18 protein-coding genes and 3 pseudogenes are annotated in these 18380 nt (G+C 52.8%); 15 read left to right on the forward strand and 6 right to left on the reverse strand.

Annotated features, from left to right (window positions below; genetic code table 11):
• Nucleotides 1-147: 147 nt before the first annotated feature.
• From AC07ZE_RS30095 to AC07ZE_RS30115, 5 genes and pseudogenes are all read left to right on the forward strand, one after another.
• Nucleotides 148-441 carry a hypothetical protein gene (locus tag AC07ZE_RS30095; RefSeq protein ID WP_057978006.1) on the forward strand — a complete coding sequence of 98 codons (294 nt, stop codon included), beginning with the start codon at nucleotides 148-150 and terminating at the stop codon, nucleotides 439-441.
• A gap of 99 nt (nucleotides 442-540) precedes the next feature.
• Nucleotides 541-1509, forward strand: coding sequence for a non-homologous end-joining DNA ligase (ligD, locus tag AC07ZE_RS30100; RefSeq protein ID WP_057978009.1), 969 nt, complete (start codon nucleotides 541-543; stop codon nucleotides 1507-1509).
• A 248-nt stretch (nucleotides 1510-1757) separates the two neighbouring features.
• Complete coding sequence (locus tag AC07ZE_RS30105) at nucleotides 1758-2054, forward strand: hypothetical protein (protein WP_057978010.1); 297 nt, start codon at nucleotides 1758-1760, stop codon at nucleotides 2052-2054.
• Nucleotides 2055-2135: 81 nt separating this feature from the next.
• A pseudogene (locus AC07ZE_RS30110) lies at nucleotides 2136-2378 on the forward strand (antirestriction protein ArdR); the annotation flags it as partial.
• A 192-nt stretch (nucleotides 2379-2570) separates the two neighbouring features.
• Nucleotides 2571-3842 carry a hypothetical protein gene (locus tag AC07ZE_RS30115; RefSeq protein WP_057978013.1) on the forward strand — a complete coding sequence of 424 codons (1272 nt, stop codon included), beginning with the start codon at nucleotides 2571-2573 and terminating at the stop codon, nucleotides 3840-3842.
• A 384-nt stretch (nucleotides 3843-4226) separates the two neighbouring features.
• Here the strand turns inward: AC07ZE_RS30115 and AC07ZE_RS30120 are convergent.
• From AC07ZE_RS30120 to AC07ZE_RS30130, 3 genes and pseudogenes are all read right to left on the reverse strand, one after another.
• Nucleotides 4227-4884, reverse strand: a pseudogene (locus AC07ZE_RS30120) (SOS response-associated peptidase).
• 133 nt (nucleotides 4885-5017) lie between these two features.
• Nucleotides 5018-5650 (reverse strand): hypothetical protein, encoded by a 633-nt coding sequence (locus AC07ZE_RS30125; RefSeq protein ID WP_057978015.1) that lies wholly within the window; start codon nucleotides 5648-5650, stop codon nucleotides 5018-5020.
• A 1099-nt stretch (nucleotides 5651-6749) separates the two neighbouring features.
• Nucleotides 6750-7787, reverse strand: coding sequence for a hypothetical protein (locus AC07ZE_RS30130; protein ID WP_125919905.1), 1038 nt, complete (start codon nucleotides 7785-7787; stop codon nucleotides 6750-6752).
• Between the two features lie 439 nt (nucleotides 7788-8226).
• Between AC07ZE_RS30130 and AC07ZE_RS30135 the strand changes: the two genes are divergently transcribed.
• The 3 genes and pseudogenes from AC07ZE_RS30135 to AC07ZE_RS30145 all read left to right on the forward strand — a co-directional run bounded on the left by AC07ZE_RS30135 (nucleotide 8227) and on the right by AC07ZE_RS30145 (nucleotide 9928).
• Nucleotides 8227-8667, forward strand: a complete 441-nt coding sequence (locus AC07ZE_RS30135) for a LexA family protein (RefSeq protein WP_057978020.1) — start codon at nucleotides 8227-8229, stop codon at nucleotides 8665-8667.
• A pseudogene (locus AC07ZE_RS30140) lies at nucleotides 8664-9106 on the forward strand (Y-family DNA polymerase); the annotation flags it as partial. The gene AC07ZE_RS30135 and the pseudogene AC07ZE_RS30140, both read left to right, overlap by 4 nt.
• A gap of 291 nt (nucleotides 9107-9397) precedes the next feature.
• Nucleotides 9398-9928 (forward strand): DinB/UmuC family translesion DNA polymerase, encoded by a 531-nt coding sequence (locus AC07ZE_RS30145; RefSeq protein ID WP_238347419.1) that lies wholly within the window; start codon nucleotides 9398-9400, stop codon nucleotides 9926-9928.
• A gap of 70 nt (nucleotides 9929-9998) precedes the next feature.
• Here the strand turns inward: AC07ZE_RS30145 and AC07ZE_RS30150 are convergent, their stop codons facing one another.
• Both AC07ZE_RS30150 and mobI read right to left on the reverse strand, forming a co-directional pair.
• Nucleotides 9999-10304 carry a hypothetical protein gene (locus AC07ZE_RS30150; protein WP_057978488.1) on the reverse strand — a complete coding sequence of 102 codons (306 nt, stop codon included), beginning with the start codon at nucleotides 10302-10304 and terminating at the stop codon, nucleotides 9999-10001.
• Nucleotides 10305-10362: 58 nt separating this feature from the next.
• Nucleotides 10363-10827 carry a conjugative transfer protein MobI(A/C) gene (gene mobI, locus AC07ZE_RS30155; RefSeq protein ID WP_057978490.1) on the reverse strand — a complete coding sequence of 155 codons (465 nt, stop codon included), beginning with the start codon at nucleotides 10825-10827 and terminating at the stop codon, nucleotides 10363-10365.
• Nucleotides 10828-11335: 508 nt separating this feature from the next.
• Here mobI and AC07ZE_RS30160 point away from each other — a divergent pair.
• Nucleotides 11336-12355 carry a ParM/StbA family protein gene (locus tag AC07ZE_RS30160; protein WP_057978492.1) on the forward strand — a complete coding sequence of 340 codons (1020 nt, stop codon included), beginning with the start codon at nucleotides 11336-11338 and terminating at the stop codon, nucleotides 12353-12355.
• Nucleotides 12356-12365: 10 nt separating this feature from the next.
• A complete protein-coding gene (locus AC07ZE_RS30165) occupies nucleotides 12366-12893 on the forward strand; it encodes a hypothetical protein (protein ID WP_057978494.1) in 528 nt (175 codons plus the stop codon).
• Between the two features lie 56 nt (nucleotides 12894-12949).
• Here the strand turns inward: AC07ZE_RS30165 and AC07ZE_RS30170 are convergent, their stop codons facing one another.
• Nucleotides 12950-13645 carry a LexA family transcriptional regulator gene (locus tag AC07ZE_RS30170; RefSeq protein WP_125919911.1) on the reverse strand — a complete coding sequence of 232 codons (696 nt, stop codon included), beginning with the start codon at nucleotides 13643-13645 and terminating at the stop codon, nucleotides 12950-12952.
• A gap of 454 nt (nucleotides 13646-14099) precedes the next feature.
• On the opposite strand from AC07ZE_RS30170, the gene AC07ZE_RS30175 reads away from it, so the two are divergent.
• From AC07ZE_RS30175 to AC07ZE_RS30195, 5 genes are read left to right on the forward strand one after another with little or no spacing between them, the layout of a single operon-like run.
• Nucleotides 14100-14660 (forward strand): transglycosylase SLT domain-containing protein, encoded by a 561-nt coding sequence (locus AC07ZE_RS30175; RefSeq protein WP_057978496.1) that lies wholly within the window; start codon nucleotides 14100-14102, stop codon nucleotides 14658-14660.
• A complete protein-coding gene (locus tag AC07ZE_RS30180; protein ID WP_057978498.1) occupies nucleotides 14657-15163 on the forward strand; it encodes a hypothetical protein in 507 nt (168 codons plus the stop codon). Before AC07ZE_RS30175 ends, AC07ZE_RS30180 begins: the two co-directional genes overlap by 4 nt.
• Nucleotides 15156-15593, forward strand: coding sequence for a hypothetical protein (locus tag AC07ZE_RS30185; RefSeq protein WP_057978500.1), 438 nt, complete (start codon nucleotides 15156-15158; stop codon nucleotides 15591-15593). Before AC07ZE_RS30180 ends, AC07ZE_RS30185 begins: the two co-directional genes overlap by 8 nt.
• 1 nt (nucleotide 15594) lies before the next feature.
• A complete protein-coding gene (locus AC07ZE_RS30190) occupies nucleotides 15595-16368 on the forward strand; it encodes a FlhC family transcriptional regulator (protein ID WP_057978502.1) in 774 nt (257 codons plus the stop codon).
• 4 nt (nucleotides 16369-16372) lie between these two features.
• The gene (locus AC07ZE_RS30195) at nucleotides 16373-17803 is read left to right on the forward strand and encodes a 3'-5' exonuclease (RefSeq protein WP_057978504.1); all 1431 of its coding nucleotides are present in this window, start codon (nucleotides 16373-16375) and stop codon (nucleotides 17801-17803) included.
• The last annotated feature ends 577 nt before the right edge of the window (nucleotides 17804-18380 follow it).

Raw genomic sequence — 18380 nt, forward strand, 5'->3', positions numbered from 1 at the left:
AAATGCCGATTGGTCCCTGCCCAGGTACCCATATAAAACTTATCGTCTAGCTGCGACTGGCATTTCCGTGACCTTCGGCCTTGTAATTCTGCGTGTGCTCTTCGGCAGTACTAAACTTGATCCACACCGTATTCGCGGGAGTGGATCATGAGTGACGCATACACCTACCCATCCCTTCAGGTCACGCTTGGGGTATCGACGCTGCACTACATCGCCATGGTGGAAAGTCTTCGGGCGGAAGTGGGTCGACTCCGCAGTGAGCGATCCGACATTTGTTTGAAAACCTTGTCCGAAAACCGCGGCCCGACCGGAGACGAGGCCGCTCGGGTGCGGGTACTCAACAGCGAGTTGGTCGGCAGGGAGCCGGAGCTGTTGGTGATCTTGGAATGTCTCTACACAGCGCTACGGGATGACATGGAGCTGGCCAAGCCGCATCCGTAGCAAAGGGGATCTCCTTTCAGCGTCCGCTGAAATTTCCGTGACCTTTTGGCGACCTTAGGAATCCACAGACTAATACCCCCCCGCGAATGAGTCAGTGCGATGGCTTCATCCAAAGTCTTGCCTTGCCCTGAGCGTATCAAGCCGCAATTGCTAACCATGTCCAGCCGTCCCCCATCTGGGGATGACTGGTTGTATGAAATAAAATTTTATGGCTACCGGCTGATGGTGCGTATCAATGAGGGTCACGTCACCCTGTTCACTAAAAATGGCTTTGACTGGACCGAACGTATGCCGTTGCTTGCCAGGGAGCTGCTGGCGTTGCCCGTCCGCTCGGCGTGGATCGATGGCGAAGTCATCGTTCAGGATGAAGACGGTCGACCGCTGTTTGCGTCTTTGCAATCAGCGTTCAGCAGCGGCAAAACCGATTCGCTGTGCCTGTTTGCCTTTGACCTGATGTTTGAAAATGGCCGCGACTTGCGTTCATTGCCCATCGAGCAACGTCGGTCGCGCCTGAGCAAATTACTCAACCGGGTTGACCTGGAACGTGTGCGGTTGTCCCACACCTTGGACGTCGACCCCCGCGACCTGATGCACAACATTTGTGCTTTGCAGATGGAGGGTATCGTCTGCAAAAGAGCGGGTAGTCCCTACACTTCCGAACGCGACGGAAATTGGGTCAAAGTAAAATGTTCGCCACGCCAGGAATTCATCATCCTTGGCTATACCCGTGCGGCGGGTGGCATCGGCTCATTGCTGATCGGCCTGCACAATGACAGGGGGCAATTGGTCTATGCCGGTCGCGTGCGCTCCGGTTTTGACAGCCGCACGCTCAAACACCTGCGCACAGCGTTGACGCCGCTTGAACAAGCTGACGCATCACTACCCGTACCGCCAAAACTGGCCAAGGGAATTACCGTCGCTTGGGTACAACCCCAGCTCGTTTGTGAGGTGAAGTACACCGAAATCACCCCTGCGGGAAAGGTTCGACACGCTGTTTTTTTAGGGTTGCGCGAGGACAAACCGGCGTCTGAAATCAATCTTGAAACGGATGCTCACGACTCGCCGTGAATACAGTGAGTCGGTGCGTATCAGGAGGTCACTGTGTACGAAGTCGCCTTTACTAGTCGAGATGCCTGTGCACGCTGTAGAACTGGACTGTTCTTGAACTGCCAATTGCTCCTTTTGGGGGGACAGACTGCGGGTTTGCAACATTTCTCGTCATGAGATGATTACATCTACCGAGCGGCTTGAGGTGACCTCACAGACCCGAGTCAGCTCTAGGATCAGGCATAGAGGTTAGAAGGAGCATATCTCCAATGAAGCGCCCGACTCACAAGGAGTTTCTCTGGTCGTATGGATTCTGCGGGGCATTGGGCTCCGGCTTAGTGTTGTATTGGCTGCTGGGCTATGAGGGTGATTCTCTTGCTGAAACCATCGCGGCAAGTGCAATTAGCTTTCTGGCCGGCTTGTGCATCCTTCAAGTTGGCGTGGCCGCCATAATTGTTGAGCTCGGCCGGCGTTACTCTGATTCGTCGTTTACCGTTGTTCGGCGTCTCGCTGGCATTGTCCCCAATTGGAGTCGCCGCACCGACCAGGACAAGTCGCGCAATTAATCAAGGAAATGGACCAAATGCGGGCTAAGCCCGTTAAAGATGGGTGCTTTGGGCTCCCCTGGACCGAGCAGGAAACGATCAATGAGCGAACTTATCGAAGCGCTTCGCGCTACAGCCACCCGGTGGCGAGCAGGCAACCTAGAACACCATGGCGGCGTAGTACTGGTATGGCAAGGTTCAGTTTACGGCTGGAAGAATTCATTGCGTGACGCGAGTCACGAACGACCTGGCGCGTATGCCATTGACGACGCTGGCCACGTCTTTGTTGCGGAAGGCGGCGACGACTACAACGGCGCTAAATGCTGGGTCGTAACTGATCCGGACAACGATCAGCAACAAACCGAAGCCGACCGCATCGCTGGACAATTCGAAACGCTCCGTGACCAGGCTGTCGCGGCGGAATACAGAAACGATCTGAGCGACGATGAAGTTGCCGAGTTGCGGACACAAATGGCGGTGCTATCGAGCCAGTACTTCAACCTCACCGGCGAAGCCCTGAAGTAACAAGGAAAAATCATGTCTGATGGCAAAAACACGAAAATTGAACAACCGCGGGTATTGTTCGTCGACGAGATGGGCAGCTACTTTGGGGGCCAAAACGATCACCTGAAGGAAGCCCTGCGCGTGATTGATGGCGTACCCAACGCTAAATACCTGGTCAGAGATGGGTTGGTTTTCGTATTCGACAAACTGGTACAGCTGGTGAAAGAGCGCCAGAGCGATCAGTCAGATACGCCCGTGGCCGAGTTGGCCTGCAATTTGGTCGACGAGGCTACCGTTTCGGCCAAAGAGGCTGTCGAGGCCTGGGGCGTAGTACCAGTTCCTTACGAAATGAAAACCGTCGCTGGTAGAGACATTGCCCCGATGGGGGCGCCAGCGAATAGTCTCCTGGTCCGTCATCGGCCTTTCAATGCCCACCTGCCGGGGTCTTACCAGAACGAAAAAGACGTGCAAGCTGCGTTCGCCAATATTCTGGTAGGTGGCATTCAGCCTGGCAGCGGTGATTTCACCTATCGTGGACAGCCAATGACGCTGTGTGAGCCCCTCGATCTGACGCTGCTGCCGGCGCGACCAGTAACCCGTGAAGGTTTGGAGCCGGCGAGCTGGTTCTACACCGAGTTGGGTAGCATCACCTACGAGCCCGGATTTGAGCCGGTCTCGGAGGTGATGTTCAATCGTGTGAAGGAATTGGAAACGGACTGGCGTGACGATATCGCCCGTGCAGCTACACACGCTCAAAACCGAGTTGACGATATGTGGACTCAAACGGCAGATCTGCGCATCGGAACGCTGAACGACCCATCTGATGAGGTTCCGGAGTACGGCCTGGAAGACTTCGCAGAGCTGCGATCGTACTACCCCGAGCTGTCCATGCTGTCGGACGGCTCTCTCTACTCATTATTCGATGTATTCCAGATGGAGTGTCGGTTCATCAATGGGTGGTCGGCAAACCGTGACAATGACTTTCTGTTTTATCTGCTTGGTAAGGTAGTGGATCGCGAGAACGATCACGAGTCAGCGAAAGACGTCGGGGAATGGGTTGCTGATGCCTTGTTGCACGGAGACACCCTGGACGCGGCTCTGGGGTTCGGTCGTGATGCCACTCGGTATAACCAAGCAATTGGCAAGCTTGCGCACCGCGTAGCCTCAGCCATGCGATTCCTGGCTGAGGACAAGAAGGCAACTGATCTTCGTGGGCACGCCATCACGACAATGGGGGACGCATTCCGGATCGGCAGGAAATTCAATGCCACGGTGATGGTTGCAGAGCAAAAGCTGCCACTCTGATCTCACCGGCGAAATTCAACTGCAGCACTAGCCCCGCCAGTCGGGGCTATGTCACATCTGGGGGGACGGTTTTCGCGCCCACGTTGAGGGAAGGCCGCTGCGCCATTAATCTGGGCACATCTTTGACCATGATGCAGTAAGCAGGACATTCCGATTATGCCGACCTCCAACACCCCGTTAGTTCTGTACGTGTACCGCTGCACCGCATGTGGCCATGCAGGGGAGTTGCACCTGCCTGAATCTTCGCCAGAGGTGACTACAGCGTGCTCCGCTTGCGGGGCCGAAGTGCGGGCAGAGTGGGACGGTGGCGTAGAGTTAACCACCAACGAGCCCGAGTAACAGGCAAGCCGTTCATTCCACCCAAAGTTCGCAATTAGGAGTGTCCTAGCCGGCGGTTGCTACCAATCGATCGGCCGGATACTGACTCAGAAAACCCATCGTGCTGCTGACTGACGCATCCAACCACTCGTCAAACTGTGCGGGGGAAAGGATTGTCACCATCCGCTTTTCGTCGCCTGGTTTGTGGAAATTTTCCATGAGCCGGTGCCCGGAGGCGTTCACAGTCAGCATCGTGAAACTCCAGCAACTCCAGCCTTCTCCTTTCATTGGATCCTCCGGACGCCTCCACTCCCAGAGTCCAGCAATCCCCATGAGTTCGCCGTCTGCGCGGGCGATCCGCGTCGAGATAGCCTTTCCGGTACGCCAGTCAGTCTCGAAAATGCATTGTGCTGGAATGATGCATCGCTGACCTTTTTTCCAAGCGTTTCTAAACGATGGTTTCTCCGCGGCGGTCTCACTGCGCGCGTTATACGTGGACCGAGCCAGCGATGCGGACTTCGCCCAAAAAGGAAGTAGACCGAAAGTGCCTGCCGATACTTCGTAGCGAGGCACTGCGTCATCCTGGGCGTCGGCATGAGGGTGACGTCGTACAAACGCGCCTGGTGTAGCCAGGCCAGAGATCCGTGACGTAGTCGCCCTCAGGCTGCGCACCGAATGCGATCGCCAACTGCCGTGGTTCTGGTGCGTGAAAGTGGCTGCACATGTCTAACCCCCATTCTCAATTGGGCGTCCATAACCGACTGGGGACGCCTTCATGTGTTGGAATCCATTTCCGGACATTGGTTCTGCCCGCGGGACGACACGCCCCTCCTGCCCTACCCTCCCGCTTAGGCACCTCAGGGAGATGCAGCTGCAGGCGCAGAGGTGAACGCAGTCGTTTTCGCATGAGCTTCGTTCACAAATGCCGTGATGTACTCAATAACCCGCGGTTTGAGTCGTGAGTAGTGCGTACCGAGATCCTCAAGAGGTTCGCGCTCGATCCAGGCAGGAAAGGCCGTGGCCAATTTTTTATCGACAACTGAACTGTTGTGTTTGACGCAGTTGTTAATCATCCGCAGCTCATTGGCTGCGTCATAACCAGCCAAACTCGGGCAATCGATCACCCCAGACTTGCCTGCAATCAGGTCCTGCTTTTTTGCGGGAGCTAGACCTGGAAATGTTCCCCTCAGAACCTTGCTGATCTGGATTTCTACCAAACGGTGAAGGCCGACGATTGAAAGCTCCTCTCCGAGGCTTCTAACCTCCTGAGCCTGGTGGTAGTCATCCTCGAGAGATGACACAAAGCCCTCAAAATCCTGCTCGTGCTCGAAATCACTAGCGGACACACCTCCATAGGAATCCCTGAGGGATTGCTCTTGGGCGGAAATGGAACGGTAGAAATGATCGCGGAACTCGTCGAGCACGTCTGTATTGAAGCTCAAATGCATCAGCTTCATTAGGGGCCCAAGGCCTTGGTTTTTCTTGAACATGAAAAATCGTCCCCGACTCACTCTATGTGAATGCCCGACTCATAGACCAGGCGTAACGGGGACGATCATAAACAACTTGGGGAGGTGTGGCAGCTTAGGTATCTCGGACAAGCACGTGTTAAGGCACCGGCAACCGATCAGCGTATTCGCCGTCGACGTTCTGCAGCTCCTCTGCCTGCGCATTCACGCTGGAGGAATCGGTACCTATCGCACCAGGGCAGCCTCAAATGCCGCCGATACAATTTGGTTCCCTTTACAGCTTGCTGGCACCGCCCCTTCAAATGGTTACATGAAACGCAGGGTAGGCGGTCAGCTGGGCTCACCAAACTTGAGAATATCCTCTCACCCTATTTGGGATATGCAATGGGGGCGACAAACCAGCTCTCTCACAGGTGAGTAAGCACGAGGACTCCATTGCCTAAACGCACTGTACCTTTCGGTTCACTGCGGGACTTGCGAATATGCGCGCGTGATACCAAATGGAATTTCCACGCTCAACCTGGACATGCACTTGAAACTCCAATACGAACTGCAGCTAAGCGCCTCTCGAAATGCCGTGTGGATACATGCCAGCGATGGTTCGACGGTTGGCCGCTTTGGGAGGATGGGCATCGACCTTCACAACACCGTGACCGAACAGATGGCTGGCGCCTCCGAGTGCCGCCTTTGCACCCACGGACAGCCCAGAATAGAAGATTGGGAACTGTTTCGTGCTAAGGCCCTTGAGTGGTGGGGACTGGCGGTACCAGTTGATGCGTTCGATAAAAACTTTCTAAACACGTCTGCATAGTCCCGCGGTACACCAGCTAGGCCTGCTCAAATTTTGGCCGTGTATCAGCTGTAATTGGACAGGCTGCAAAGCTGGCCGTTGGCACCCGCCTCTCATTTCCACAATCGGCCACACACGGTTGATCCATGTTTGTCCAAACGGGACGACATGCTTACCCCATAGTCAGTTTATGATCGCTTATCGCTCTTAACTGACTATGGGGTAAGAACAGATGTCTGTATCAGAGCGCTACAACCCTCGCGACTTGACTGGAACGCACCCACAACACACCAGGCATCGGCGCCGGCGACCTGATGCGCCGGTTGGCTTTCAACCTTTGGTTTCGTCCCGCAAATTGCGCGGCCCCACAAAACGCATCACCACCAAACTCGCAAGCATTCCAACCGCACTGCCGAGCAGCAGCCAAGCGCCAGGAGCGATTGCGGGGCTGTCCGCGAGCAGACCCAACCCGCCTGCAAATGCAGCACAACCAACAGACCTGAAGAACGGCTTGGTCTTCAACCGAAGAGGAGTGAGCTCGTCAACTCCTCGCTCGACTTCCTCCGCACCGGCTGCGGTCTGTTGTCTGATCGACTCGTTGAGCTCAATCAGGTCTAGCGTCCGCTCGTCTTCCGCTGTCGTATTCTGCTCTCGGTGTAAGCGCCGCTCGTAAACTGCATTCCGGACTATCAACTCATTAGGCAGTCCTGGTACGGAATTCCATTGGCATGTTTTGACGCCATAAGCGCTGAGAAATCGAGTAGAGACATGCGGTCGTTTTAGTATTTGAAGATATCGCTGATCAAGCACAACGACCCACTCATCCCTTTCATCACTGGGCGCGACGATCATCATCCGCTCCGCGGCGGGGTATTTTGCTTCACTGACCCAGGCAGCAATTGATGGCTGCTCGTGCCTTCGCATCAACGCGACACGGTGCTTGCCTTCGTGCGCAAAGAAAATCCCCAGTGCGGGATACCAGATATACAGCACATCATCCGGTGTGCAGAAGTCACTCTTGTATTTGGTGATCCTTTTCCAGACCTCATTGTCACTGACGTCCTCAGGAAATCCCCCAATGTTGGAGCCGACGACGTAGCGAGGATCCACGTAAGCACGCAAGGCCCGCTGTTGCAGGTCCTGCTCCCAATTCAAGAAAGGCAAAATCAGCCGCATAAAGTCGCTTGGCCAATATGCACACGTATTACCGCGTGCCGAGGCCATCCAGTCATCCTGAAGAGCCTGGCTCGGTCCACCTTTGGAGAGCCTGTCTAACGTGATTTTCAGATCACACAAATTTCGGACTTCCCGCTCAAGGGCGTCCGGTACCGTCGATTGCAACAAGTTCAGCGGTTCATCATTCTTCACGCACATGCCGCCTCACATACCATGCCGACTTTCGAGCTCGGGGCACGCAGTCCTTTCGGTGGGTCGAAGGAAAAACGCTTTCAGGACTGGTCCCGCGTCCGTAACGGATTGTCACCTTGGCTCCTTGATTGGTAGTCCGAATTTGACTCGCGGATTCGGGATCGTTGGCGTCTGTTCGTGACGCTGCCGCAGGCTATAGGTTCACTGTTCGAATAATACGGTTAGCGCCTGGCAATAGTCGTCCGACCTATCACCATACGTAACTTACCCCTTAATCAGGTTGATATCCCGATTTTCAGCGATCGGCTTCGCACCGCTTCGCGGGTCGTTTCCCTTGCCATTTTTTCCCTGCGCTAGCGCCTTTCGGCGCGTGGAATTTGTGGCGAGTGCCCTTCAGTGTATGCTGCGCCTATATACTGTACATTCATACAGGCACCATATGAACGATATCGCCATCCTCGGGCGCGTCCGCCTCGAAATTCCCGACGCGACAATCCCCTACTTCACGTCGACGCTGAGTTGCGGCTTTCCCTCTCCTGCAGAGGATCTGATCGAGGAAATGAGCTCGCTAGACGGACTCGCCATCTCGAACCCACCGGCAACCTACCTGGTGCGATGCGCCGGCGACTCCATGATTGATGCGGGCATCTATGAGGGAGACGTCATTGTCGTCGACAGATCCAAAAAGGCTGTCAACCGATCGATCATCGTTGCTGTCTTTGAGGGTGAGTTCATCTGTAAGAGATTAATTTTTAGCGCCGGTAGCGTTCTCCTATGCCCTGAAAATAATAATTATTCTCCAATTGTCATTAAAGACATCGAAAGCTTAGTGGTCTGGGGTGTCTGTACTTTCAATCTGCATAAGCTATCCACGATATGAACCGGAAGGCGTTCATACTTATTGATGCCGACAATTTTTACTGCTCCTGTGAAAGAGTTTGGCGGCCAGAACTCTGGAATAAACCAGTGGTCGTCGCTGGAAGTGGTGATGGTTGTGTTATTGCTCGTAGCCCTGAGGCCAAATCTCTCGGAATCAAGATGTCCGCCCCAGTACATCTAGTCCGGGAAGAACATTGGCGCTCTGGACTTGTTATCTGTTCCGCAAACTTTCCCCTCTATGGTGACTTGTCCTCAAGGATGATGCGCACTATCGCGACCCTTGTGCCAGCCTTGACCGTCTACTCGACGAGGCTTTTTGTTTATGCGATGGGATGAGTGATGACCAGTTACACCAGGTGGCTGTGCAGATCCGCGCAAGGGTCTTGGCATGGTGCGGGCTTGGTACTGGCGCTGGAATTGGTCCTACTCCCACCCTGGCAAAGCTCGCCTCCTACGCTGCCAAGCGTGTGACGAAAACCGGGCTGGTCAACCTAATGCAACCCGAAGACCGGCTCATGATGCTCCACCTTGCGCCCGTCTCTGAGGTTTGGGGAATTGGACCATCCGTAACTGAGAAGCTCCGTCTGATGGGGATAAACACCGCGGCGCAATTCGCTCAGCTCCCGCGTCACGTTGTTGAACGAGAGTTTCCTGTCACTGTCCTGAGGACCCAGCTAGAGCTCAATGGCATCTGTGCCGTCCCTCTGACTGGAAACGACGGAGTACGTGACATGATCAACGTCTCCCGCAGCTTCACTGCGAGAATTGAGTCGGAGGAAGAGCTGGTTGCTGCGACGGTGGATTTTGCCGCTCGGGCTTCGGCGAAACTGAGGAAACAAGGTTCGGTGGCATCCGCCATGCGGGTCTATGCGCGAACAAGCCCCTTTGACAGTAAGCAAGCACCATACGCTAAAACGGTGACCGTTCCTTTCTCTCAGCCGGTGGCTGATGCTCGGGTTTTCGCTCGCAGCGCCGGACAAGCCGCACGATCAATTTACAGGCCTGGCGTTCGTTTTTCTAAGGTGGGGATTCTGCTCATGGGGCTGCAGTCAGCAACGGAAATGCACCAGCAGGACATGTTCGGATATGACGCTGGCGCGGAGGAGAGAGTAATGGGGGCAATGGATCTGATAAATGCCAAATACGGTCGAGGTACCGTAAAGCTTGGACGTTCGATTCTGTCGGCCGAAGCAGAAAGCCGCGGCAAAAACATCAGCCCCGCTTTCTCGTGCCGGATATCAGATTTGAAATTGGTTTACTGACAGGAACTGCTGCGCACTACTGCAAGCAGCAAGCTGCTTGTCCCTGTCCATTTCCCTTCGGGCTGCGACCTCAGTCCTTCTTGCTGAACACAAGAGCAAGGTGGTTCCGCTGAGGTGCAGTCTTACCCCACGCCTCCTCGATACGTTTCTTCGCGTGGACTTGTGCCGGCATTAATGGCTGGTGACCGTGTTCCAGACATTCTAGCGCGGTGCCTTGACCTGCCTCCTCCAGATAGCGGTACGGCTCTTCTATGAACGTCGCGAAAGGGACGCTCGTTATCCGGCTTACCCTGGCTTCACAGTAAATGTCTGCCCATAGGTTTAACTCGTTACGACCTATGGTGATTTGGGTGCCAGCATCGCCTTCGTTGGACATATGGTTTCCTTATGGTTTGAGATGGCCAAAGCCTACAACAGGTCAGCGAAATGCAACCCTAGATAGGAGGGTTGGCATTGACCCTACGCTGCAACTCGAGCAGCTGCTTACGCGCCTTCATGTTCATGACCAAAGCCTCCCGAAGCATTGCGAATTTTGGCTCGTATTGGTGAAACAACTGCTGAAGCCAATAGTCCGCTTTTCTGATAACCGCGTTCGGATTGTATGTGTAGCCATCCCCTTTTCTGATCACCTCCTGCCGCTGCCTCTTACCACCTCCAGGCTTGTCGGAAAAAATAATTCGCGTCCATACGATAGACACCGAGCCTTCCCTGTTTGTCTTCACCTGAACGCTCCGATAGAGAAGCTTGCCCTCGTCCTTGGCGTCCTGGATGAATGCATCTTTCAACCGGAGCGCTTCGGTTCTGAGCTGGTCATGGATTGCATCGCACTCCTTAATCATCGGCAGGTAACGGGCACTCAGCTCACCGCGAATAGCAGCGCCAGTGATAGGTTCGATCATTTCACTACCCTTATAAGAGAAATCCAGCTCCCCACATTTCCCTTATTAGGGTCGACATCAAACAGCGCCGAGCAACAAGGGAAAGGAGGTACATGCACTATTACGATTTCCTTCATCACATTTCCCTTATAAAGGAAATTCAAATGAATAAAATAAAAATGTAAGCAAATCGTATCGTCATTTCTTTTATAAGGGAAATACAGATCAGTGCGTGAATTCCAAGCGGCCAAGGTCAAACCACCCGGTTTTCAGAAGTCGGCGGTGCATTTCGAACGATTTTTTGACTTCCCAGCCATGGGGGCGAATTGGGGGGTTGCATATCTGGAATCGATGGCAGGATTTGAACGTAGGACGTTTGTAGACCGTTTGTTGTTTGCCGGATTGCCGACGTCATTGCGTAAACGTTTTTTGAAACCCATCGAGAGATGTCGATCGTCGACCGATTGTCGACCGATTGCCATAACGACTTTTCAGAGTATTTAACCCAAGCAAGGCGCTAAGGAGCACCATGGCCACTAAACAGAAAGGCACCCAACCATTTGTCGTGGGATTGGATATCGGATACTCGAACGTCAAGCGCGTTTCTGGCTATGCCGACGATAACGATCCCGAAGTCGTCGTTCGTCCAGCACAAGCGGCCCCCATGAGCAGCCTCAATGGCAATTCGACGCTTAAGGAAGGTGAGCACTTCGTGCACGTCAATAACGTGCCATGGGTTGGATTTGTTAGCCCTGGTCGGGCAGGGGTAAAACGAGAGCTTCATGCTGATTACCCTGCGACAGACTTGTACAGAGCACTGTTTAACGCATCCATCAGCGACGCCTGCAAGGATGGCCGGACTGAAATCGATCACCTCATCACTGGCCTACCTGTAAATCAATCACGCAACCCAGACCTGGTTGAGCGGCTGACCAAGCAGCTCACGGGAACTCACGTGGTCGCACCTAAACGCGAAATCACCGTGCACAAAGTCACCGTGCTGCCTCAACCGGTGGGCATTCTCAACCACATTTATGCATACCATCCTGACGCCGAAATTTTGGATGAGTCTGTCGTTCTCGTCCTCGATCCGGGCTTCTTCTCTGTAGATTGGGTAGTTTTCCGCCGCGGGGACATTGTGCGGGATTCATCGGACTCCTCTATGGATGCGATGAGTGCACTCCTTGATGCCGTTAACGCCGAAATTGCCAAAGACTTCGGAGGTAACGGTCCAGGGCGAGACAAAATCGAAATCGCCCTGCAGAGCGGCAAGCAATACGTTTACTTGTATGGTGACGCCGTTGAGCTTGCCCCCTACATCCAGCGAGCATCCGCAGTCGTCGCACCGAAAGCGCTTCTCAACATGAAGCAGCAAATGCGCTTTCTCGAAGGCGAGGCAATTGACTATGTGCTGTCCGGCGGGGGCGGCGGCGAGTACTACCTTGACGCTGCAAAGGACGTATTTCCACGCTCTAAGGTGTTATCACCTCCTGCGCCAGTTGCCCCAGTGGCCTCTGTTGCCTATGGCTACTTCCTGCAACATCAGTAAGGGGTAGGTGATGAGTGAGATGGATGATGACGAGTCGACCCTCAAAACGCTTGTGAAGCTCACTGCGGAGTCAAAGCTTCTGTACCAGGACCTTCAGACCACACCTAAAATGCGAAGGGCCCGACGCCTCATCTATCTCGCTCAGATGGGCTTGATGGCTGAAAAAAGCATGGAGGCTGGGCATTCGCCCATAGGGCAAGGTTCTTCGGTTCAGGCTGGCCCTTCAGTAACAACCCCTGAAAAGGTCGCGGCTAATACAGGCATTACATCACTCGACAAGGGGATGATTTCTAACGAAGGAGTCCCCAACCTTGTCGCAAACCCACCAGAAAAGCTGGTGGAAGCACAGACTCAAGAGAGCGATCTGCAACCTGCATCCAGTAAAACCGCAGCCGGACCTGACGCCCCTGCCCTCCCTGCCGAAAGGGTCGTAAGCGTTGACGCAGAGCCTTCCCAGCCCAGCGTGCCAGAAACGCTGGGAGCTGTTCGGAAAAGGCGAGCGCCCGGATGGTCGGCCGACTTGACCAAAACAACATAAAAAAAGGCCCGCAAGTTATTGCGGGCCTTTTTTTATAAATGTGAAATATTTGTGAATTAAAGTGCGCTTAACGAAACTTTACAAACCAGTTTCCCAATAACAATTGTATCGGGACTCTTAAGGTCGCCTGTTTCCGGCGTAACCGATACTGTTGTGCCCATGATATTTGGATTGGTAGAGGTAAGTGCAAAACCTGTGATTACAGGAGAAACCTGACGAATAAGTACTGAATTACGCATTGCAATAAGAAAAACACCTTCGTCAAGTGAATTTCTTGTTATGTCTACAAGCACAATATCATTCCTGCCAACTACTCCTGCCATGGCGTCAGTATTTACCGATACCGCTCTCGTTCTGTCAGGTGTCAGACCGTACTCAGACAATAATCGAAGTGGAATAGGCAGCGTCTTCATCACCGGATCCACACCACCTTCAGCGGGAGCATGTGGTATGAAATTCAACGTATAAGCTAAGTTTTCCGGGGTTTGTACCAATAAAGATACAGCATCTCCGGTTTCAGGTACGTCGGATCCAGTGCTGAGATACTCGACTGTTGTTTCTAATGCTCGGGCAAGAACGATCAATCGTTCTCTAGGGCAAGATGTTCCCTTATAGAGCATATTTTTCACCGTCGATTCCGCCTCCTCAATAAAATGAGCCAGCTTCGTCGCTGAAAGATCCTTCCTCTTCATCAGCTCCTGCACTCGACTAACGAAAGCCTCATGAGTTACGGCTTCAGGTGAATACTGCATTTGTGAGCGGTCCTCGACTATTGCGACCCTGGTGTCACTTCCGACGATGTAAGACTTCGTAGGATTAGGTGTAGATCAGCGTACGCAAAAGGGAAATTTATCATTTATAGGCGGGTCAATTTACACCTATTCATAGGTTCAGATCAAAACAGAAATTCTCATCTCAGCCGGGGTAGATTTACCTGATGTCAGTGTCAGATTAAGTAATATCATTTTGACGTCACAATAGTGGCCTTTAAGGGCTATGGATCCAAAAACCGTACCTTTTTTAGGGAAAACCTTAGTAGTTCCCCTGAAATATAAGGTTTTTCCTACCGTCCGTCCGAAAAATTGACGTCATTTACACTAAATCAGGGTCAGATCGTGATGAACCATCTTGAAACATCCTGAACCACGAGTAGAATGCGCCGCATGAACAGCGTCACATTTACACAGCGGACGGGGTCAGATTGCGATGGAATGGTTCAACAAAAAGCTGATAACAGCTGTCCTTACCGGGATTGTTTGTCAGCACGCCGCGGCTTTCAGTCTGAAAGGGACCGTTTGGGAGCAGGAGGCCAACCGTCAATGCAAGGTTGACCCTAAGCTCCTCTATGCGTTTGCAATCGTTGAATCAAAGAAATACGCCAAGGACATGGTCACTCCGAACCCTTACGCCCTGAACATTTCTGAAAAACCCTACCATCCAGCATCCAAAACTGAAGCTGCAACGCTTCTGACAAATGCTTTGACTAAGACTCGATCCGTTGCCGTCGGTGCGATGCAGGTCAGTCTTCGATGGAATGGTCATCGTGTGGCAGATCCGAGTGAGCTTCTAGATCTGCGCACTAACGTTCGTGTCGGCACCGAAATTCTCTGCGAATTTCTGAAAGATGCCCACGGTGATCTGCCACTCGTACTGGGTCGGTACCACACACCTAATAAAGACTTGGAAACCGTCGCCCGTGACTATGGCCGCAGCGTAATTGCTGTGTGGCGCAACCTGATAGTCCTGGAACAAGAAGGTGCCAAATGATGGACGCATTTGCTCTTGACCTCACCCTACGTCTTGCCAAGGAATGGGCTGTCACCAACGACCCAGCGTTTAGCCGTTACTTCGATCTATCTCCGGTCGACCGCTTGTGGATCGTCAATGCCACCGATTCAGACCTTTCTGAAATATCAGCGATACCCACTTCGATCTTGTTTGTAAACGTCGGCGATTTAGGCGCTCAAGCCCCGGTATTCCGCACTCCCTCCCCTGCTGTAACAGCGATCAGCCAAATCCTAGGTGCCATCGCGGATGATCTAAAGACGCGGGGCCGAGTGGCTCGAATCAATTGGGGGATCAACAGCGAGGATAAAGCCGACTGGCTGACGAAAAGCACCATGAAGGACAGGATGCTGCTTGCAGATCAAGGGCGCGTAACCTTCTCGGCGCGAACCCCATTCAGCAAAATTCAGGTCGGTTTTCCGGATAGCAATGTGCGGATTGCCAATGTCATGCGGATTTTGTCAGGAGGCCGCCGAAGTGAATAAACAACACCTAGCGATACGCCTTCTCAAAGCCGGCATGAGTTCAGTGTTGGTAAGTATTCAAACGGGTCTCACTCCTGACCAGGTTCTGATGCCTGTTACGCAAAAAATACGCTCTATCCGAGATGTAAGCACAGCTGGATCGCTTCCTAACCTTGAAGAGATCCTGAGCGATGCAACTAAGGCTGCAGATGGCGCAGCCTTGCTCCTGCTCTACACATCGAAGGCTGTCGACTGGCAAATACAGATCGACATTGATGCCCTGGTTAACGCGCATGAGGCTTATCTTCGCGAGTACATGGCCAGTGTTGGGGCTAACGCCCCCTCCCCTCTTTCACTTGATGAGGCGTGGATTCTCACTCGAGAGCTCAGGTCCACCAGCGAAGTATCTCTACATAACAAATTAATCTGCAGCATTATGAAAGGGCATTGAAATGGACGAATCACTTGCCAAAACCCTCGTTCACGTAGGGTTCCGTTCCGCAATCATCCGAATCAACACTGGCATGACTCGTAAGCAGGTCACAAGCCTACGTAAGCGTGAAGGCATTGTTGGTCCCTCCGAATCCGGCCCCCTTCCTAATGCAGAGAGTCTCCTCGCCAAAAAGGAGGCAACACTAGAGGCAAGCCTTTTCATGCTGGCCTACTTGATCACAGCCAAATCGCCGAGAACAACGATCGACGTCGAAGCTGTTATGGCTGCTCACTCACAGTACTACGACTGCCATGCGGCACTCCGTAATGGCCAACTCGACTTAGAAAACGTTCTTGAGATCGATGACGCGTGGGTTATTGCCCGTGACTATCGCTCCAAAGAAGTAACCATGCGGTCTTGCAGCACCTGCCACATTGAATTTGTGGTCAGCATTAATCGTCCTAAACATTGCTGCCCCCTATGCGATGGTGTCCAGGTACGTGACCGCTTCCATTGCGATCACGCTGATCGAGCTGTCTCTAAGCGGTCTGTTGCGGAGTTGATCGAGCTATCCCGGAAAGTTACCCAGTGGGGAAATTGGGGGTACTCCCCTTCAGAAATTCAGAAGGAATTGGGAATCACGCAAAAGGAATTTGATGCTTGCCTAAAACTCCAAGGCTTAACCGATCCGCAGCTTCAAGGTGTGCTCGACAAGTACACAAGCGGTGACTCTCTTGTTAAGGCACTATTGAAAGACTCCCGTTCGCGGCCTGTGCCTTCTAAGGTGCTGTAAATCCATGCATGCGCCAACTGAGGAGCAGGCAGCATTTAGGAAGGCCGCAGTGGAGCTCCTAGACGCTCCGCGAGGTGTTATCAAATCAACCGCTGGCGCAGGTTGTGGAAAAACCACCGCATTAAAAGGGGCAGCTTTAGACTGCCGTAAAGCCGGCGCAAGCCGGCTTCTTGTTTTGGCATTCAGTAAAAACCTGGTCACAGACCTACAGGCTACATTCGGTGACGTTGCGTCGGTGCGAACATTCAATAGCCTGGCATTTGAATGGGCACGCAATAGCATCAATGGGCGTAACGTCGGTCAGATTTACCCTGCGCATGTCATTGAAGCCTTTGATTTAAAAAGTAAAAAGCTACCAATTGATCACGTTCACTTTGCAAAGGTGATCATTGGTGTGCTTTCAAATTACTGTTACAGCAGCAACCGCGAGATCAGCCGTCATCACATCCCTTCCTGGGTTCAGGATCCTGTCGTGGTTGAGCTTGCCGCAAAATATGCTCAGGTTCTTTTCAATGCCTTGAGGCCTGGCGCCAAAACCCGTTTAAACCTCCCCCATGACGTGTATGTTAAAGCCTGGCAACTCGACGGATGTAATGGGCTATCTGCATTCGATCAGGTCTACATGGACGAAGCAAACGACGCCACAGACGTCATGCTTTCCTGTCTCGCATTCGCACGCCGTGCCTGCTATGTGGGTGACGCAGGGCAACAAATCTTTTCGTTTCGAGGATCAAAAGATGCAATGCTCAAGGTTCCAGGTCGGCAATACCCACTAACCCTCTCATTCAGGTTCGGCCCACAAATAGCGAATCTCGCAAATGAAATTCTCTCGAAAAAGTCCACCCCTCCCCCAATCACGCTACGTGGAATGGCCGGTAAAGCAGGCCGCGTAGGACCGGTGCCCGCAAAGGAACCACATACCCGGTTGTTTCGCACTAATACGGGTGTTATCCGTGACGCCCTGGCTCTTGGGGATATGAGCGAGTCCTACGCTATTACGGGAGACACAAGTGACATACGGGAGAAAATCAATTCGACGTATGCCCTGATGAGGAACTCGTCAAAGGACGCAAGGCATCCTGCTTATGCCTTCTTCAAAACACATGACGATCTAGCGCAGTGGGCCGCGAGCAACCCACTATCTGAGATTGGTCTGATTTATGATCTAGCTAGAGATTACTCGGAAAGGGAGCGCGACCTGGACAAGATACTTTCGAATCGGCACCCCCCGAGTAATCCTCGAATTCAGTTAATGACCTGCATAAGGGCAAAGGGGCGAGAGTTCAACAACGTCATCGTCAGAGATGATTTCCGAACACGATCGGCCAGCGCTTTCAGACCACCCTCCCCCACACATCTGGATGATGAACTTAATCTACTCTACGTCGCTGTCACACGAGCAAGGTACTGCGTTGAGCTGCAGCCCGAGCTTTAACCAGAATCTTACAGAAAGCCCTCCGGGGCTTTTTTTTGGCGGGCATACAAGAGTGCGCTCTTTCGTAATTCCCACTATGGGAATTTTAGAGTTGGACATTTGTAGTCTGATTGTCGACCTAAAGTAGCTCCTTTGTTTCGGAGCTTCATGAGCATGAAATCCGTCATCACGATTGCCGACCGATAGTCGATCGTTTGTCGTCCGCTTGTGCCCTCCCAACTACATCAGCAAATTAAATCGGATCCGACTTAATTCCTGATAATCGCGCCGAACCTTCAACGTAAGCGGATGACTGCGTGTTAGCGACAGCCCCTGCCTTACCCCAAAGTCAGCTACAGTATTAGAGTGGATGTTCTTTAGTAGCGTCCCGCTCGACCTTCACCCTATCATTTAATGAGCGACTACTAACAATTCCCACTATGGGAATAATGACTGGTTAAGCCACATCAAAACGTACCAGGACCATCGAGCGTTGTAAGCTACCACCGTTGGATCTCTAATGCGGAATCTGAAGCTGCTATCAAATTGCGAACAGTCAAATCAAACGGATCGCGCAGCCGAGAATCAAACGGCAGAA

It is taken from the genome of Pseudomonas sp. GW101-3H06 (assembly GCF_059424605.1).

Coding starts and splice junctions, on each gene's coding strand:
- AC07ZE_RS30165 (WP_057978494.1), top strand. CDS start 12,366: ATGAGTGAGATGGATGATGACGAGTCGACCCTCAAAACGCTTGTGAAG.
- AC07ZE_RS30135 (WP_057978020.1), top strand. CDS start 8,227: ATGAACGATATCGCCATCCTCGGGCGCGTCCGCCTCGAAATTCCCGAC.
- AC07ZE_RS30175 (WP_057978496.1), top strand. CDS start 14,100: ATGGAATGGTTCAACAAAAAGCTGATAACAGCTGTCCTTACCGGGATT.
- AC07ZE_RS30115 (WP_057978013.1), top strand. CDS start 2,571: ATGTCTGATGGCAAAAACACGAAAATTGAACAACCGCGGGTATTGTTC.
- ligD (WP_057978009.1), top strand. CDS start 541: ATGGCTTCATCCAAAGTCTTGCCTTGCCCTGAGCGTATCAAGCCGCAA.
- AC07ZE_RS30190 (WP_057978502.1), top strand. CDS start 15,595: ATGGACGAATCACTTGCCAAAACCCTCGTTCACGTAGGGTTCCGTTCC.
- AC07ZE_RS30095 (WP_057978006.1), top strand. CDS start 148: ATGAGTGACGCATACACCTACCCATCCCTTCAGGTCACGCTTGGGGTA.
- AC07ZE_RS30195 (WP_057978504.1), top strand. CDS start 16,373: ATGCATGCGCCAACTGAGGAGCAGGCAGCATTTAGGAAGGCCGCAGTG.
- AC07ZE_RS30145 (WP_238347419.1), top strand. CDS start 9,398: ATGATCAACGTCTCCCGCAGCTTCACTGCGAGAATTGAGTCGGAGGAA.
- AC07ZE_RS30125 (WP_057978015.1), bottom strand. CDS start 5,650: ATGTTCAAGAAAAACCAAGGCCTTGGGCCCCTAATGAAGCTGATGCAT.
- AC07ZE_RS30150 (WP_057978488.1), bottom strand. CDS start 10,304: ATGTCCAACGAAGGCGATGCTGGCACCCAAATCACCATAGGTCGTAAC.
- AC07ZE_RS30105 (WP_057978010.1), top strand. CDS start 1,758: ATGAAGCGCCCGACTCACAAGGAGTTTCTCTGGTCGTATGGATTCTGC.
- AC07ZE_RS30180 (WP_057978498.1), top strand. CDS start 14,657: ATGATGGACGCATTTGCTCTTGACCTCACCCTACGTCTTGCCAAGGAA.
- mobI (WP_057978490.1), bottom strand. CDS start 10,827: ATGATCGAACCTATCACTGGCGCTGCTATTCGCGGTGAGCTGAGTGCC.
- AC07ZE_RS30170 (WP_125919911.1), bottom strand. CDS start 13,645: ATGCAGTATTCACCTGAAGCCGTAACTCATGAGGCTTTCGTTAGTCGA.
- AC07ZE_RS30160 (WP_057978492.1), top strand. CDS start 11,336: ATGGCCACTAAACAGAAAGGCACCCAACCATTTGTCGTGGGATTGGAT.